Source organism: Runella sp., assembly GCF_965279615.1.
In the GTDB taxonomy this organism is placed as follows: Bacteria; Bacteroidota; Bacteroidia; order Cytophagales; family Spirosomataceae; genus Runella.
On the sequence record NZ_OZ257252.1, the window covers coordinates 3,622,347 to 3,637,861 of the forward strand.

Consider the following 15,515-nt stretch of genomic DNA (forward strand, 5'->3'; position numbering starts at 1 on the left):
ATTCACTGCATAAAATCTTTTGCCTACAACGAGCCCCGGCGAATCAACCCAAAAGGGTTTTTTATTTGGGCGGTATTCCCTTCCAGAATCATCTTTGCGGCCGAGCGCCCCATCTGTTCATGATCGGTAGAAATAACCGTAATCCCATCCGCCAACACTTCTTTGAGGGGCGTGTCATTGAAGGCCATCACGCCTACGTCTTTGCCCAATTCCAACCCCTGAAGTTTGGCTTTTTTGACCAATTCCGCCAAATCCGAGTCTTCCAATACAGCGTATGCGCGTCCTTTCAGATCGTTTTCAGAAGAAGCACTTTCGATGGTTCTGCCGTTTTTGTGAAAGTGAGCGCAGAAATTTCGAAATCCGCGTACAATTTCGGGGGGATATTTTACATCTTTAGGAAACACCAAAACCAATTCTTCGTATTTATTCAACAGATCCTGCCCTGACTCCAAAGCACCGTACAGATCGTTGGTAAAATCCTGATAGATACTGGAATGTGCTTCTGTCAACTCCGGAATTTCTTTGTCTAACAAGACCAATTCATTGGCCGGAATTTGCCGTAACGTGTCAATGACCGACGAGATATTGACATCGTTATAAAAATGAGGCATGATAACATACGAGTGATAATGCCCTAAACTCTCCTTAATAATATCCCTGAAAATACGAAGACTCCCGTGGTGAATGTGCAGCGTGACCGTGGCACGCTCACCCAATGTAGCCACAAAAGACTCATAAATAGCTTTTTTGTAGGCGCTTAACTTATTCATCACCAACAAAACCCGAATTTGTTTGGGTTTTTCGTTAAGGATATAATATCCCTTGCCACGCACTGAATCAATTATTCCTAACGCTTTCAGTTCTTTATAGGCTTTTTCGACAGTATCACGCGCCAAGTAGTATTCTTCACTCAACTCATTGATTGAGGGCAGTTGTTGGTGACGCTTAAGAGACCCCCGTTCAACCCCGTCGATCACCGATTTTACAATCTGCTTATACTTAGGGGTTTTAGCGTCGTGATTTAAGTGAAGGGAAAAAGACATACGCCGGTACTTTTTTCAAATTTAGCCTTTTTGTGCTTTCTTCAGCTTCTTTCGTTGCTGTTTTTTCTTGATTTCTTTCAACGGATTCTTGTGCAACTCTACTTTTTGGCCCAATAATTCGCGGATAACAACTGAGGCACAAACACTTCCAAAGGTAGCGGGAATGTAAGAAACCGTACCGTAAGCCGAGCGTTTAAAGTTATTCCCATCGGTAAGCATCAGCGAATCTTTCTGCATTTTCTCGGTCGAAAATACCACTTTTATTCCTGACTCTATGCCGTATTTTTTCAGTCGCTTACGTACGTAATGCGCCAACATACATTCGTAGGTATCATATAGGTCGGCCACTTTCAGTTGTGTAGGATCGTATTTGCCGCCTGCTCCCATGGAGCTTATCAATGGATAATTGTAGTTCAACGACGTTGACAAAAGAGTCAATTTTGGGGTAATGCTGTCGATGCAATCCATGACATAATCATACGGGCCCGTTTCCAGAATTTCGCGTACTTTTTCGGGCGTTAAAAATTCTTTGACAACCCGCAATTGCAATTCAGGGTTAACGGCCAACAGTCGCTCCGCCATAATGTCAGCCTTGGGTAATCCGTGCGTAGTAGCCAATGCCGGCAATTGACGATTTCGATTGGAAGGATCAACGACATCGCCATCCACGATGGTCATCTTTCCTACGCCCGACCGAGCGATAAATTCAGCAGCAAAAGAACCTACGCCGCCCAATCCTACAATAAGCACATGGGCTTTTTGAAGTTGGTTCAATCCTTCGTCGCCCACCAAAAGGTGCGTACGCGAAAGCCATGACAAATCAGCCATTTTTGAACAGTAAAAAGTATAAGCATGTAAAGGGTTATGTATCTAATAGGCAAAGTACAGTATCTCTCAATGAAAAGGTATCCTGTTGTTTACCGCTTGAATACAGTTACAAAGTTAGTCCAAATTTGGTCTTTTAATACAGATATAGTTATTTCTAAATGCATTGCGGCAGCTTCGTATACTTTTTCAATCGGAGTATCTCGGTCATCGTTTTCTAAGAATAGCTTTGAAAACGGAATAATTTTCAACGCTTTTACCGCATTTGAATCGGTTTCCAATAAAGCCGTACCCAACGAAAAATAAAAACCGTGAGCAATTAATTGCTGTGCTATTTCGGGCTTATTGTTAAAGCCATGTATGATCAACGGAATGGTTGGTGCCACTCGTTTTTTCCATTGCAAAAGTTCATTAAAAGCTCGTACACAGTGAATAATGACAGGTTTCCGCAGTTGTTCAGCCAGCTTTATTTGGGCTTCGAAAATGGGAAACTGTTGCTCCAACGGCAGTTCGATCAAACGATCAACTCCGCATTCTCCAATCGCCAAAACGTTCTCATGAGCGGCCATTTGCCCGACCGTTTTCAGTTGGGTTTGCCAATTTTCAGCGTCAGCATACCAAGGGTGAATTCCAACGGAAAGCCAATGATTTTCCAGTTCATTAAACCGGCCGACATCCTGTATCAGCAGGTTATAAATGCTTTCCCCGTCAGAATTTGGCGAGAAATTGTGTGTGTGAAAATTGAGAAATTGTGTCAACTTTGCCGAAATTTCAGAATGGTATCAAAGTTATTAAACTTACCCAAAATGAGTAACATCACGTTTCAGTGCCTTCCGTTTGACAGTCTCAGCCTCCGCCAACTTTACGATGTTTTGGCGTTACGAATAGATGTTTTTATTGTTGAACAAAACTGTCCTTTTCATGATGCTGACAGAAAAGATTTTGTAGCTCATCACTGTTTAGGATACGATGAAGAGGGTGATCTGGTAGCTTATACACGCCTTTTTGATGTCAACTTATCGTATGAAGGGTATACCTCCATTGGCCGCGTAGCAACTTCCAACAAAGTTCGCGGCCAAGGTGTGGGTCAAAAATTAATGGCTTACTCCATTGAGCAATGTGAAAAACTTTACGGTTCGGAACCCATCAAAATCGGTGCTCAGAAGTATCTTCTGAAATTTTATGAATCGTTCGGGTTTCAATCTACGGGCGAAGATTACCTCGAAGATGGCATCCTGCATACCATTATGATTCGGGAGGATCGTTGATCGTTCGTCTCTTTTCAGATCATTTGCCAAGTAAACGACGCATTCAGAATCAGGAGTGTTTTGCAGTAGATAAAGGTCATTTATCCCCTTTGAAAGTAGTCTTCTTTAGCAAAGTCAATATCCTATGATGAATTATAGATTACTTTTGCGACCGGCAGTACCGGCTGTGTTTGTCCTGAATATCAGTCTTATCGCGCATAACACCGCAGCGCAACCTTCTCCTACCCATATCATAAAGCCGCTTAAGTTGGAGCAAGTTCGGGTAAATGACCTGTTCTGGAGTCCGCAATTAAAGGTATGGGATTCTAAAACAGTCTACGATGTATTTGATAAACTGGAAGGCAATTATGAGCCTGACCGCAAAGATCTGATCGAAGAGAAAGCCAAACTTGGTCGTACCCGTAATGCATTTCTTAACTTTGATTGGGTGGCTCAAGGTCAAAAAAATACGGGTAAGCACGACGGCCCTCCCTGGTACGATGGTTTGGTTTACGAGACCATTCGGGGAGCTGCGGATCTTCTTGAAACGTATCCCGATCCGAAGCTGGAACAAAAAATTGACGCGTACATCGACCGGATTGTAGCAGCGCAGGCCGTTGACCCGGACGGTTATCTTAACACTTATACTACGCTTGTGAAACCAACCCAACGTTGGGGCACGAATGGCGGAGACGACAAATGGCAGCATGATGTGTATAATGCGGGTACGTTGATCGAAGCCGCGGTGCATTATTACAAAGCTACGGGCAAAACAAAACTGCTCGATGCGGCGACCAAATTCAGCAACTACATGTACCGACAAATGGGGCCGGCGCCAAAATTCAACGTCGTTCCCGGTCATGGAGGCCCGGAAGAAGCTATTTTGAAACTCTATTGGCTCTTTAGAGATGAACCTTCTTTAAAGGCCAAAATGAGTGTCCCCGTGGAGGAAAAGCAGTACTATGATATGGCTAAATTCTGGATCGAACAGCGCGGGAATTACGGAGAGAAAGATGGGAGCCACAGTCGCAAAAGCGATGAATCGTACAACCAAGACCACATGTCGGTCTTTAAGCAGAAAACAATTGAAGGCCACGCGGTTCGGGCTACGCTTCTGGCGACGGGCGTGGCAGCCACAGCGTTGGAAAACAACGATCCCCGTTATGTAGAAACAGCTAACGCTTATTGGGATAATATGATCGGAAAACGCATGTTTATTACCGGTGGCGAAGGCGCAATTGCCGACGGAGAACGGTTTGGTGCCAATTATTTTATGCCCGAATCTGCCTATTTGGAATCGTGCGCGGCCATCGGTTCGGCTTTTTTCAGTCAGCGTATGAACCAGTTAAAGGCCGATGGAAAATACATCGACGAGTTGGAAAGAGTATTGTACAACAACCTGTTGTCGAGTGTTTCGTTGGATGGAAGCCATTATTTTTACGAAAACCCATTGATTGCCACAGATCACAAACGTTGGGCTTGGCATAGCTGCCCCTGTTGCCCTCCCATGTTGTTGAAAATGGTTTCGGCCATGCCTGAGTATATCTATGCGTATGACAAAGAGGGGATTTATGTGAATCTTTTTATTGGGAGTGACGCCACAATAAAGCAGGATGACAATTCTGTTGCCATTAAACAGATCACCAATTATCCTTGGAAGGGAGAGTCAGTCATTCTGGTTGATCCCACAACAAGCAAATCGTTTACTGTGAATGTTCGGATTCCGGGCTGGGCACAGGGGAAAGAGAATCCATTTGATCTTTATACGTCAAAAGTAACCGAGCCGGTTATCCTAAAAGTGAATGATAAAAAGGTATCGTTTAAAGTTAAAAATGGCTATGCGGCAATACAACGCACTTGGAAAAAGGGGGATAAAATTGAGTTGAGTTTACCTATGCAACCCCGGATTGTCTTCCCTCATGATTCGATACAGAGCGTCAAAGGGAAAATCGCGTTAGCCTCCGGACCGATTGTCTATGGCTTTGAAGGTGTTGACAATCCTACGCTCAGCGACCTTGCCCTCAACGCAAATGCGGCTCTGCAACTTAACTACAAATCGGAACTGTTGAATGGGGTAAATGTGATAACAGGGCGAGCAGGCAACGGTGCTTCCAGCGAAGTTACGTTTACGGCTATTCCTTTTTATACATTTGGTAACCGAGGTGTTTCTCCCTACAAGGTCTGGATAAAGCACCAATAATTGGATAACCCCACCCTAACCCTCCCCTGTAGGGAGGGAATGCTCTAAACTCCCCTCCCTCACAGGGGAGGGTTAGGGTGGGGTTAAATCAACCTTATTGTAAGTTATCAATCTTTATATTTTCCGTTTGCTCCACGTGCCCGAAGGCATAATTCATTTTGGTACGGTCAAACTCTTTTTCGTTATTGGCGATCCAAACCGTTGCCACGCCGTTACCGATAAAATTGGTAATGGCTCTCGCTTCTGACATAAAACGGTCAACGCCCAACAACAACGCCAAGCCTTCTACGGGAATTACTTTGATGGCCGACAATGTACTGGCTAATACGATAAAGCCGCTTCCTGTCACGCCCGCTGCACCTTTGGACGTAACCATCAAAATGCCGATGATGGTCAAAATTTGCCCTATATCAAGGTGAACATTAAACACTTGCGCCAAGAAAATCACCGCCATCGAAAGATAGATAGTGGTTCCATCCAAATTGAACGAATAACCCGCAGGAACCACTAACCCGACCACTGATTTGGAGCAGCCCATGCGCTCTAATTTTTCCATAAGCGAAGGTAAACCTGCCTCCGATGACGACGTACCCAACACGATCAACAACTCTTCGCGGATATAACGCAAGAACCTGAAGATGTTGACTTTATAATAACGCAGCACAAAATAAAGCACCACAAACACAAACAAAGCCATCGTGATGTAGACCGTAAGCATGAGTTTGGCGAGGGGCAGGAGCGTTTTGATGCCGTATTTGCTGATCGTAAAGGCCATTCCGCCAAAAGCCCCGATAGGAGCCAACAACATCACTTTGTGCAACCCCCAAAAAATCTTTTTTGAGATCGGCGTTAAAAATGCAACAACTTTCGTGCTTATCGGGCGACCGCTGATGGCGATTCCCGATACAATGGCTACCACAAGTACCTGCAAAGTAACATTATCCCAAAAGAATTTCCACCAACTGAACGTATCAGCACTCTTGGTATATTTGGAAATATCACCTCCCTGAATGGCATCGGTGATCACGCCATCGCCGGGCCGAATGATATTGGCAACGATCACCCCAACGACAAGGGCAATAGTGGTCACTATTTCGAAGTAAATCAATGCTTTAGCGCCTACTTTCCCCACTTTTTTAAGGTCACCCATGCTGATGATTCCGAGCGTAATGGTCACGAAAATGATGGGGTTGATGAAGAGTTTGACAATGCTGATGAAAATGCTGCTCAGAAACTCGCTGAAAGTGGTTTTTATCTCAAACTCAGAAATCCAAAGACTGAATTTGATGGGCTTTTCCATAATAGGTTGCAAAGCAACCGAAGGATAAAAATGACCCAATAAAACACCAAGCGTAATAGCGGTCAGTACCCAAAAGGTTAGGTTGGTAAAGAGTTTTTTCATCAGAATTTCAGAAAAGGGGTCGCTTAAAAAGGTCGAAAACGGGCAATGAATTGATCGTTGTTTTAAACAGAAAAGGCATTTTTCAAAAATAGCCAAAAAAAACGAGTAACCCGCGAACAAGAAATATAACCGCCAACGAAAGCGGAATGCCGATTCCCACCATTTGAGCAGCCAATGCGGGATTAAGCCGGTACTTGGAAGCAATAATGGCAATGGTATTCATAGGACCTAATGCCGCCCCTAAAACGCACATTTCGGCAATAATTCCGCGTTGTTTCAGCACAATTATAAAAAGAAGGTATATCAAAACCGGAGCCAAAATCAGTTTATAGCCCAATCCCCAGCCAAGTGCCGACCAATCAATATTTTTATCACGAAAATCAATCTGCATTCCTATCGAAATCAACGCCAGCATACTGAATGGAGCCGCGAGCTTTTTCAACAGATCAATCACAATTAAAGGCAGCGCCCAATCCAATAAGTTGATAGTCAAGGCTACACAGAAAGCAATAAACGTAGGAAATCGCAATACATCCAATAGAAATGCCCATTTCTTGGTTTGAGCGTTGGCATAATAAGACGCTGTGATAATCCCCAGCGTACTGCACACTAAAAACGACCCCGCCTGACTCATCAAAACACCAATTTTCATTCCTTCTTCACCGTACAGCAATTCAAAAATGGGAAAGCCTACAAATGAAACACTCGGAATGCCCGATGTCAGAATGAGTACCGCTTCGCTGTGGCGGTGAAGCTTCACAAAACGCGTCAGGATTTGAAAAAACAGAAAAGAACCGCCAAAGGAAATCCAGGGCATTAGAATCGGCAGGGCATAATCGGGGTTAAATTGGGTCGTAGAAGTGTACAGCAGCGTAGCGGCGGGTAGGCAAACATACAAAAGCAAGTTGTTGATAACCAACGGAGCATCTTTGCTTAAAGCAGGTATTTTTTTGAGAAAAGCACCAAGCAAAAGGCAAAGAAGTAAGAAAAGGATGTTTGTCATCAGTTAAAAACGTACTCCCAATTTTTGCCTGAATTGAATTTCGCTTCGTTTATATTTTCACCCGTATCAGCATCGGAAAGGATTTTCCATGTGCCGCTCTCTTTCTGCAAAATCACATTAAACATGCCATAATAATAATCCGTCTTGCCATCTTTCAGGCTTGTCACTTTATAATAACCAATCTCATACGCCACGCTACCCGTCACGGTACGAAAGGCAAAAGTGAAGTCAATCTTGATTTTAACTCCCGCCTTTTTTTGGCGTTGAAAATTCTGCTCGTTCTGCTCTTTGTATTTTTCAAAACGAACCACTTCATAGCCAATGGGATTTCGTACCAGTTTTTCGGAATGAATTTTCATGAATGCCTCCGTATCCTGATTTCCGTAGGCTTCCACAAAGCGCTTCCAAATCTGTTCGTTGATTTCCTGTTGAGGTGTAGATTGGGCAACAACTGAGATAGTTGCCAAAGAGAAGAATAGGAGGTATTTAAGCATGATAGTTAAGGAAAGAGTAGTTATGATCACAGAGTTCGCTCAATGATTCGGTCTATATCATTCAATTTCAACACTTTAATTGTTGCTTCACCCAGGTTGGTTTTGGCATAAATAACGCCTGATTCTATACTGAAATGCCCACCCCACTCATCAATTCGAGGATTAAACAATCGTATAAAAGTTTGATCAGGTAATAAAACGGTTCCTACATCACTTCCTTTATTGTTATTACATGGAAACACGAATACGCAAGGTTTTCAAGGGAGGTTATGCCGCCATGTTTAAGACTGATACTATGGTCTATTTGGAATGGAAAGAAGACTTCTTCTTGAGAAATCAGACAATATTCACAACAATAATTCGCCCGCTTTGCTACTATTTGCCTGGTAGCCTCTGCAATATACCGACTCATTCCCGCCCTTGCTTTTTAGCTTTTTTTTTAGCTACCCGCATCAAATGCTCAATCATCATATATTGCTCTAACTCATGGGATTCCTCTTCACTCACGTGACCGTTACGTTTTTTTTCAAGCAACATTTCCAGTCGTTGCTGCGCGGCCAAAGACGGTTTATATTCCAAAACCTGCTCCGGCTTTGGAATGGATGTGATAAAATCAATTATTTCGTCAAAAGCACGATAGGTGAGCATAACAAAGTGGCGTTGTTTATTCAAAATTACGAATATTTATTAAGTAATCTGTTTGGCCTGCACTTACCGAAACAAAAACTTATAGCCCGACACAATGGCGTGTAAATGAGCCGCATCGGTAATCGGCGGTAAGGCAAAACGAGGCTGAGTAAGATTACGATGGGAAAGCGAGTCCCGTCGAACATTCATAAAAGCCATTTGATACCCTGCCTGTGCCGCAATTCGTACCGAAGCTGTATCAATTTCTGATCTTCCACCGTATGGATATACCAGTATTTCTATTGGAATACCCAACTGATTTTCAAGCCGTTTTTTTGATTCTACGATTTCATATTGTTTTTCACCTTCCGACAAAAACCTCAATATTCGATGTGTCATGGTATGTGAAGCGATCTGATGACCATGTTGTACCAACTTCTGAATTTGCTCCCAAGTCATGAAATGATATCGAAGCGCATCTTCGGAAATCAATCTATACGACCAATCATTCTTTTCACAAATTTCACGGATAAAATTGTAGACATCGGAAATCCAATGTTCGTAAACGTATTTTTTGAGCCTTCGCGTTAAATTGTTGAAGACTTGCACGTCTTGAATCGTTGAAAGATCGGTAGGTACACGAAAGGGTTCTAAATAGTCATTGATGGGCAAAAAAACCTCTTTCCCTCGTGCCGCATATAACAATAAAAACAAATGATCTCGCCAGATATGCGGCAATTGTCCATCGATCATGGCAGGGCAAACTGCAAAAAGCGCCGTTAAATCGTGCTGCTCCAAAATCGGCGCAAGGATCTCATAGTTATTTCGCATTCCATCATCTACGGTCAGAAATATCCCTTTCGCATTCGGATTCTCCAGTTCCTGAATAGGCAAAACCCTAAAATGCTTTTTCAGAAAAGTCAATTGTTTGTCAAATACCGCCGCTGTTACGTCTACGTTGTATGTGTCAAAAGGAGGCAACTCGCTTACCGGCAACACATTATGATACGAGATAACGCCTCGTTTTTGTCCCGCCAAGGCATTATACACTTGGCTTAATCCCGTATAATAAGAAGCCGTCAGCCAACTGTCGCGGACAAAATGCTTGAAGGACATAGGAATTATTTACTTTTCCGGTTGTCAAAATACTGCTTCATAAACAGCAATTGATAACTGACAGCGTTGTTCCAATAAGACCAGTTGTGCCCGCCGGGGCGGGAGATATAATCGTGCGGAATGTTGCGTTCGAGCAGCTTTTCGTGAAGATTGTTGTTGACCCGATAGAAAAAGTCTTCGCTACCGCAGTCAATGATCAGCGCCAATGAGTTGGGCGTCAACAAATGCAGCATATTAATAACCGTATTTTTCTCCCAATTTTCGGGGGCTTCGGCATATTTGCCCAAACGTTTAGCCATTTCCCAATTATTAGGAAACGGACGAATATCCACGCCGCCGCTCATACTTCCGGCTGTTCCGAATACATCCTGGTGTTTAAACGCTAAATACAATGCTCCGTGGCCACCCATACTCAACCCTGTAATGCCTCTTCCTGCACGGCTTTTGATGGTTTTGTATTTACTGTCCACCCAAGCTACCAATTCATTGGAAACATAGGTTTCGTAGCGCATTGTCGGGTCAACGGGGCTATCCCAATACCAGCTCGAAAAAGCGCCGTCGGGACATACTATGATGGTTTGATACGTATCTGCGGCGTCGCGCATGGAAGGCGCTGATTTTATCCAATTACTATAATTGCCGCTGTAGCCGTGCAACAAATATACTACCGGAAATTCTTTACTTCCATCGTACGAATCGGGCGTAATAACCACAGCTTTGATGCTTTTTTTCATCGCAACACTGTACGTTTCTACCGTATCCACTTTCTCCGCCCAAGCTGTTTGGCTTCCCAAACAGGCTAAAACGGCAATCAAAATTTTTCGTAAAAAGGTCATGAGGATTCAGAGATAATCTATCTAAAATGTTTATCTGCAAAGTTCAGGTATTGTTGCCAATCATACAAGGTCACATCGTGCCCACCCGAACGAATATGATATCCAATCTGCCCTTGAACCGATGTATTCAAGGCGGGTAATGTATCAGCCGGCAGTCCTTCTTTTCCTAAAAAGCGATACACAGACCCTACAGCTTTGGCAGCGGCAAACTCACCTGCCGGGTCAGCACCTTTATCATCTACTGCACTTGCAATATAAACGGGACGCGGTGCCACGAGTGCAATCACTTGGTGCTGGTCAAAAGGAAGAATCGTGTCTTTATCCATGTACTTTTTGAAATTGGCACAATACCAGTGCGGAAAAACGGTACACAATCGACGGATATTTTCGCCCACACCACGATGAAACAATTTGGCACCACCCGCCCCCGATTCATTGCTGATAACCATCGCAAAACGCTCATCGGTCGCTCCTGCCCACAATGCGGCTTTTCCCAAACGCGACCAACCAAAAACGGCCACTTTTTTGGAATCAATGGCTTTATCCGTCACTAAATAATCCATCGCACGGCTCAATGCCCACGCCCAAGCCGCAATGGTTCCGAAATTATCGTCACGAGTTTGGAGCTCCGGATACAGCGAATGTACACCTTTTTGCAGTCCTGTTTTAGGGTCATCAGATGCAATATCTTCGCGATAAGCCGTAACAAGCGCATATCCGCGATCCAAAATGGAATCAATCGGCCATTGTTTGGCATTGACGCCGCGACAGGCTTCAGTAGCTTGATTATTAACAACACACGAAAGATTGACATAAGGATTTCCTTTCCCTGACTCCATCCAACTTTGGGTAATACGAATCTTTGGATCAGTATTGACCGCGTGGTTTCCCCAAAAATTCAATCCTACAATAGCGGGAACGGGGCCTTTGACCTTGTTAGGAATGTACATCAACAAATCCATGCGCGGACCGTCAGCCTTCCCATTGAAGTATACTGCGACTTGCCGGCGCGTAGCTTTGCCGTTCAACGCATTTTTATCTTCATCAAACACCTCAAAGCGCATTTGTGAAGGTCGCTTGGGCGAATGCCCGTACATTTCATTGGCAAACAATTCCAACAGCTCCTTTCGTCGTTGTATGTGCCATTGCTTTGACGTTTTTATCCTTTGCCAATTGTTCATTGCCAACGGGTCCGGCAATGCCGTTTGGGCATGAAGAAGCCCGGCATTTATTAAAAAGACAACGAAATAAAAGGTAGCGTAATTTTTCAAATTGAAAACGAAGTATGACCCCATCCGGGGTCAAATGTTTGTAGGTAATTCTGTGATTTTTATTAACATTTGACCCCGGATGGGGTCATACAATGTAGAGGTAAATGAGGTTCGGGCTTTGGAAATAGCAGACTATTTATACTTCTGACATCTGCTGCTTTAATACTTCAATGCTCTTTTTGGCTTCGTTGTCAAAATCTTTCCAACGGCATTCAATGGAAAGGCCGCCGGTGTATTTTATCTTTTTCAACGCTTTGAAATATTCTTTAAAATCATCTCCAACTGCGCCCGGCGCGGTGCGATTTTGTTTTTCGGCAATGTGGCAATGCGTGATGTATTTGCCGTATTTTATAATTTGCTCGGGTCCTTCATTGTCTTTCATCATGTGGTAAATATCACACAACAAGCGAAAGCGTGGGTGATTGACCGCCTCAATGATCTCGACACCTTCGGCCAAGCTATTGATAAAATTGGTTTCGCTTTTATTGAGCGGTTCAATGGCTAACGTTACACCGTGTTTTTCGGCCAAAAGCGCCATTTTTTTACTCAATTCGATGTGCTGTTGCTTGGCTTTTTCGCGGTCAAATCCTTCGGGAATGAACCGTGAACCACCACTTCCAAACACAATATTGGCCGAACCGCATTCTTTGGCGCGTTTCAGAGCCAGATCAGCACGTTGAAGAATCGCATCATGATGTGTATCATTTCCCACCGATTTCAATGTACCGGGAAAGAAACTGACATAAGAACGAACCGGAAACTGTTCTTTTTGAAGGGCTTCTGCGTTTTTTTTGTATTGCTCATCACCACCATTGTCAGGAATCAAAAACCTGCCGACATTCTCCTCCACAAACGAATACCCCAAACTCTTTAGCAAAGGGGCTTTGTCGTAAGAAGTACAAACGCCCAAAGGCAATGAGAATGCTTTTTGGGTTTCACTAAAAAAAGCCGCTTCGGCCAAGCTGCTTGAAGTGGCAATTCCTGCCAACGTTCCGGCAGTTATTTTCAGAAAGTTTCTTCTTGAATTCGTTTTTTCGATTGGATTCATTGGATGTAAGGGGGTATTTTAAAACCAGAAGCAAGTTAGCCCCCTTTTTTTACTACACAAAAGGGTTGAATGACCTTATTTTTAAACATTGAGTAAAACCCACAAATTTATTGAGTTTACGGACGACAACCTTGCCTCTATGTAGTTTTGTTTGTATTGATCAAAGAACCTACTTTTGGTGCATGGACAAACCAAGTTATCCTTTTAGGAAAATTAAACGTGAATTACTTTTTGAATTTGACAGTGTTAGTGAAAGTAAACTAATTCATAAAGTAATTGCCTACGAACTTATTGACGATGTTGAGAATATCTTCAATTTATCGTTGGTTGATAAAGATGAAAATGGACAGTTAAGCGACTTAATGGTAAGTAATAATCAAGACATGGAAAAGGTACTGTCTACCGTAGTCCAGACATTAGGTATATTTTTTACAGAATTTGAAGGTGCAAAAGTATTCTTCAAAGGAAGTACGTCCTCTCGAACAAGGCTTTATCGCATGGTAATTGCGAAGTTTCACGAGGATTTTAAACGAGAATATAGTATTTTTGGTTTCATGCATAGCCAGCCACAGGTTTTTGAGCCGGGCAAAGAATATGAAGCATTTTTAATAGCAAAAAAAGTATAACTATGGAAAAAGGGATCAAACCAATTAAAAAAGCCAAAGAAGTAAAAAAATACGATACGTTAGATGCGGCTTTAAAGGCTAAGAACGATGAAGCACGCGCTTATTTGAAAAATGTAAAATGGCCCGAAAAAATAGCCTAAAGGTCATATTTTAGCATATATTTCTATAGCATCTATGCACCGGATGTTTTTTTGTCAGCAAAAACAGATTACCCCAAAATCCCCTTCACCAATTTCCCATGCACATCCGTCAGGCGAAATCTTCTTCCTTGAAATTTATAGACAAGTCGCTCGTGGTCAACACCCATTAAGTGCATCAACGTCGCGTGAAAGTCATGAACGTGAACGGGGTCTTTAATGATATTGTAGCTAAAATCGTCAGTTTCTCCATAACTTATGCCGGCCTTTACACCTGCACCCGCCATCCACATCGTGAAGCAACGCGGGTGGTGATCGCGGCCGTAATTGTCAGCCGCTAGTTTACCTTGAGAGTAAACTGTTCGTCCAAATTCGCCGCCCCAGATCACCAGCGTATCGTCCAACATTCCGCGACGTTTGAGATCAATAATTAGTGCAGCCGTAGCCTGATCTACCTGCTTGCATTGATTGGCAATGGCTTTGGGCAAACCGCCGTGTTGGTCCCAACCTTGGTGATACAACTGCACGAATTTTACGTCTTTTTCGAGCAGTTTTCGCGCTAAAATACAGTTGGCCGCATACGTTCCGGAATCGCGGCTATCGGGGCCATACAGCTGAAAAACCTCGTCCGATTCACCCGATAGATCCATTACTTCCGGCACTGATGTCTGCATCCGATACGCCATTTCGTATTGCGCAATGCGTGCATCTACTTCCGGATCGCCGTAGGCTTCGTTTTGAAGTTGGTTGAGTTTCGTGAGATAATCCAACATTTCTTTACGGTCATTCCCTTCATAACCCTCAGGGTTATTCAGAAACAACACAGGATCTTTGCCCGATCTGAACTGTACTCCCTGATGCTTGGAAGGCAAAAAACCGTTTCCCCACAAACGTGCGTAAAGCGGTTGGTCTCTGGGAGCATTTTTAGAAACCAATACAATGAACGTCGGTAAATTTTGGTTATCTGACCCCAAACCATAACTCACCCACGACCCAATCGAAGGTCGGCCCGGAAGTTGATTGCCTGTCTGAAAAAACGTAATGGCCGGATCGTGGTTAATTGCCTCGGAATGAATTGACTTCACCAAACACAATTCATCAATTACCTGCGCAGTATACGGCAAAAGTTCGCTTACCCACGTTTGGTTTTTTCCGTGTTGATTGAATTTATAGATCGAAGGAACCACCGGCAACGCACTTTGATTGGCGCTCATTCCCGTCAGTCGTTGGCCTTTTCTGACCGAATCGGGAAGATTCTGCCCCGCCATTTCGTAGAGTTTAGGTTTGTAATCAAACGTTTCAAACTGCGAGGGACCGCCCGCCATAAAGAGATACACCACACGTTTGGCCTTTGGGGCAATGTGCGGCAATGCCTTCAAAATCTCTTCTTCAAAGTTGGCTGAACTTTCTTCCGCTACTTTTGGCGATGCACCGAAAAGATGCTTCGCCCCGAAAAGCGACCCCACCGCCAATGCACCCAATCCCAAAGAGGTTTTGGTCAAAAAATGCCGTCGGTCGAGCCGTTTGTTCAACTCCTGAAAATCAGGCGTATTCAGTCTGAATTCATCTTCGTGGTGATGTGACATGATGGTATTGTTTAACCCCACCCTAACCCTCCCCTGTGAGGGAGGGAACCCTAT

Annotated in this window: 18 protein-coding genes; 4 read left to right on the forward strand and 14 right to left on the reverse strand. The window is 43.6% G+C overall.

The genetic code is table 11. The features are described 5' to 3' along the window. Positions 1-23 precede the first annotated feature (23 nt). The 3 genes from ACQY73_RS15295 to ACQY73_RS15305 form a co-directional block, all read right to left on the reverse strand. Complete coding sequence (locus ACQY73_RS15295; RefSeq protein WP_428667576.1) at positions 24-1,043, reverse strand: GntR family transcriptional regulator; 1,020 nt, start codon at positions 1,041-1,043, stop codon at positions 24-26. Positions 1,044-1,064: 21 nt separating this feature from the next. Beyond that, a complete protein-coding gene (locus ACQY73_RS15300) occupies positions 1,065-1,871 on the reverse strand; it encodes a tRNA threonylcarbamoyladenosine dehydratase (RefSeq protein ID WP_428667578.1) in 807 nt (268 codons plus the stop codon). Between the two features lie 89 nt (positions 1,872-1,960). Beyond that, a complete protein-coding gene (locus ACQY73_RS15305) occupies positions 1,961-2,626 on the reverse strand; it encodes a TatD family hydrolase (RefSeq protein WP_428667580.1) in 666 nt (221 codons plus the stop codon). 48 nt (positions 2,627-2,674) lie between these two features. Between ACQY73_RS15305 and ACQY73_RS15310 the strand changes: the two genes are divergently transcribed. Then, complete coding sequence (locus ACQY73_RS15310) at positions 2,675-3,136, forward strand: GNAT family N-acetyltransferase (RefSeq protein WP_428667582.1); 462 nt, start codon at positions 2,675-2,677, stop codon at positions 3,134-3,136. 124 nt (positions 3,137-3,260) lie between these two features. Next, a complete protein-coding gene (locus ACQY73_RS15315) occupies positions 3,261-5,315 on the forward strand; it encodes a glycoside hydrolase family 127 protein (protein WP_428667584.1) in 2,055 nt (684 codons plus the stop codon). Between the two features lie 94 nt (positions 5,316-5,409). Here the strand turns inward: ACQY73_RS15315 and ACQY73_RS15320 are convergent, their stop codons facing one another. The 10 genes from ACQY73_RS15320 to ACQY73_RS15365 all read right to left on the reverse strand — a co-directional run bounded on the left by ACQY73_RS15320 (position 5,410) and on the right by ACQY73_RS15365 (position 13,112). Beyond that, positions 5,410-6,717: a cation:dicarboxylate symporter family transporter gene (locus ACQY73_RS15320; RefSeq protein WP_428667586.1), complete on the reverse strand. Its 1,308-nt coding sequence runs from the start codon at positions 6,715-6,717 to the stop codon at positions 5,410-5,412. A gap of 82 nt (positions 6,718-6,799) precedes the next feature. Next, positions 6,800-7,720 (reverse strand): AEC family transporter, encoded by a 921-nt coding sequence (locus ACQY73_RS15325; RefSeq protein WP_428667588.1) that lies wholly within the window; start codon positions 7,718-7,720, stop codon positions 6,800-6,802. Next, positions 7,720-8,214, reverse strand: coding sequence for a YybH family protein (locus tag ACQY73_RS15330; protein WP_428667590.1), 495 nt, complete (start codon positions 8,212-8,214; stop codon positions 7,720-7,722). The genes ACQY73_RS15325 and ACQY73_RS15330 overlap by 1 nt, the downstream gene beginning before the upstream one ends. 26 nt (positions 8,215-8,240) lie before the next feature. Continuing rightward, positions 8,241-8,456: a hypothetical protein gene (locus ACQY73_RS15335; RefSeq protein WP_428668609.1), complete on the reverse strand. Its 216-nt coding sequence runs from the start codon at positions 8,454-8,456 to the stop codon at positions 8,241-8,243. Continuing rightward, positions 8,420-8,626 carry an HNH endonuclease gene (locus ACQY73_RS15340; protein WP_428667592.1) on the reverse strand — a complete coding sequence of 69 codons (207 nt, stop codon included), beginning with the start codon at positions 8,624-8,626 and terminating at the stop codon, positions 8,420-8,422. Before ACQY73_RS15340 ends, ACQY73_RS15335 begins: the two co-directional genes overlap by 37 nt. After that, positions 8,623-8,862: a hypothetical protein gene (locus ACQY73_RS15345; RefSeq protein WP_428667594.1), complete on the reverse strand. Its 240-nt coding sequence runs from the start codon at positions 8,860-8,862 to the stop codon at positions 8,623-8,625. The genes ACQY73_RS15340 and ACQY73_RS15345 overlap by 4 nt, the downstream gene beginning before the upstream one ends. A 63-nt stretch (positions 8,863-8,925) precedes the next feature. Continuing rightward, a complete protein-coding gene (locus ACQY73_RS15350) occupies positions 8,926-9,957 on the reverse strand; it encodes a polysaccharide deacetylase family protein (protein ID WP_428667596.1) in 1,032 nt (343 codons plus the stop codon). Positions 9,958-9,962: 5 nt separating this feature from the next. Then, on the reverse strand, positions 9,963-10,793 hold the full coding sequence (locus ACQY73_RS15355; protein WP_428667598.1) for an alpha/beta hydrolase: 831 nt from the start codon (positions 10,791-10,793) through the stop codon (positions 9,963-9,965). Positions 10,794-10,810: 17 nt separating this feature from the next. Continuing rightward, on the reverse strand, positions 10,811-12,088 hold the full coding sequence (locus ACQY73_RS15360; RefSeq protein ID WP_428667600.1) for an acetylxylan esterase: 1,278 nt from the start codon (positions 12,086-12,088) through the stop codon (positions 10,811-10,813). Positions 12,089-12,200: 112 nt separating this feature from the next. After that, positions 12,201-13,112: a sugar phosphate isomerase/epimerase family protein gene (locus ACQY73_RS15365; RefSeq protein ID WP_428667602.1), complete on the reverse strand. Its 912-nt coding sequence runs from the start codon at positions 13,110-13,112 to the stop codon at positions 12,201-12,203. A gap of 182 nt (positions 13,113-13,294) precedes the next feature. Here ACQY73_RS15365 and ACQY73_RS15370 point away from each other — a divergent pair, with 182 nt between their 5' ends. Together ACQY73_RS15370 and ACQY73_RS15375 are read left to right on the forward strand one after the other, a co-directional pair. Beyond that, a complete protein-coding gene (locus ACQY73_RS15370; RefSeq protein ID WP_428667604.1) occupies positions 13,295-13,738 on the forward strand; it encodes a DUF6934 family protein in 444 nt (147 codons plus the stop codon). 2 nt (positions 13,739-13,740) lie between these two features. Further along, entirely contained in the window at positions 13,741-13,878 is a 138-nt protein-coding gene (locus ACQY73_RS15375) for a hypothetical protein (protein ID WP_428667606.1), read from the forward strand. 68 nt (positions 13,879-13,946) lie between these two features. On the opposite strand, the gene ACQY73_RS15380 is transcribed toward ACQY73_RS15375, so the two are convergent. Further along, a complete protein-coding gene (locus ACQY73_RS15380) occupies positions 13,947-15,461 on the reverse strand; it encodes a DUF1501 domain-containing protein (protein ID WP_428667608.1) in 1,515 nt (504 codons plus the stop codon). Between the last annotated feature and the right edge of the window lie 54 nt (positions 15,462-15,515).

Excerpts from the sequence above, each read along its gene's own strand:
- ACQY73_RS15345 (WP_428667594.1), bottom strand. The coding sequence starts at position 8,862 with ATGCTCACCTATCGTGCTTTTGACGAAATAATTGATTTTATCACATCC.
- ACQY73_RS15355 (WP_428667598.1), bottom strand. The coding sequence starts at position 10,793 with ATGACCTTTTTACGAAAAATTTTGATTGCCGTTTTAGCCTGTTTGGGA.
- ACQY73_RS15360 (WP_428667600.1), bottom strand. The coding sequence starts at position 12,088 with ATGGGGTCATACTTCGTTTTCAATTTGAAAAATTACGCTACCTTTTAT.
- ACQY73_RS15380 (WP_428667608.1), bottom strand. The coding sequence starts at position 15,461 with ATGTCACATCACCACGAAGATGAATTCAGACTGAATACGCCTGATTTT.
- ACQY73_RS15350 (WP_428667596.1), bottom strand. The coding sequence starts at position 9,957 with ATGTCCTTCAAGCATTTTGTCCGCGACAGTTGGCTGACGGCTTCTTAT.
- ACQY73_RS15325 (WP_428667588.1), bottom strand. The coding sequence starts at position 7,720 with ATGACAAACATCCTTTTCTTACTTCTTTGCCTTTTGCTTGGTGCTTTT.
- ACQY73_RS15330 (WP_428667590.1), bottom strand. The coding sequence starts at position 8,214 with ATGCTTAAATACCTCCTATTCTTCTCTTTGGCAACTATCTCAGTTGTT.
- ACQY73_RS15295 (WP_428667576.1), bottom strand. The coding sequence starts at position 1,043 with ATGTCTTTTTCCCTTCACTTAAATCACGACGCTAAAACCCCTAAGTAT.
- ACQY73_RS15300 (WP_428667578.1), bottom strand. The coding sequence starts at position 1,871 with ATGGCTGATTTGTCATGGCTTTCGCGTACGCACCTTTTGGTGGGCGAC.
- ACQY73_RS15320 (WP_428667586.1), bottom strand. The coding sequence starts at position 6,717 with ATGAAAAAACTCTTTACCAACCTAACCTTTTGGGTACTGACCGCTATT.
- ACQY73_RS15375 (WP_428667606.1), top strand. The coding sequence starts at position 13,741 with ATGGAAAAAGGGATCAAACCAATTAAAAAAGCCAAAGAAGTAAAAAAA.
- ACQY73_RS15340 (WP_428667592.1), bottom strand. The coding sequence starts at position 8,626 with ATGAGTCGGTATATTGCAGAGGCTACCAGGCAAATAGTAGCAAAGCGG.
- ACQY73_RS15370 (WP_428667604.1), top strand. The coding sequence starts at position 13,295 with ATGGACAAACCAAGTTATCCTTTTAGGAAAATTAAACGTGAATTACTT.
- ACQY73_RS15310 (WP_428667582.1), top strand. The coding sequence starts at position 2,675 with ATGAGTAACATCACGTTTCAGTGCCTTCCGTTTGACAGTCTCAGCCTC.
- ACQY73_RS15315 (WP_428667584.1), top strand. The coding sequence starts at position 3,261 with ATGATGAATTATAGATTACTTTTGCGACCGGCAGTACCGGCTGTGTTT.
- ACQY73_RS15365 (WP_428667602.1), bottom strand. The coding sequence starts at position 13,112 with ATGAATCCAATCGAAAAAACGAATTCAAGAAGAAACTTTCTGAAAATA.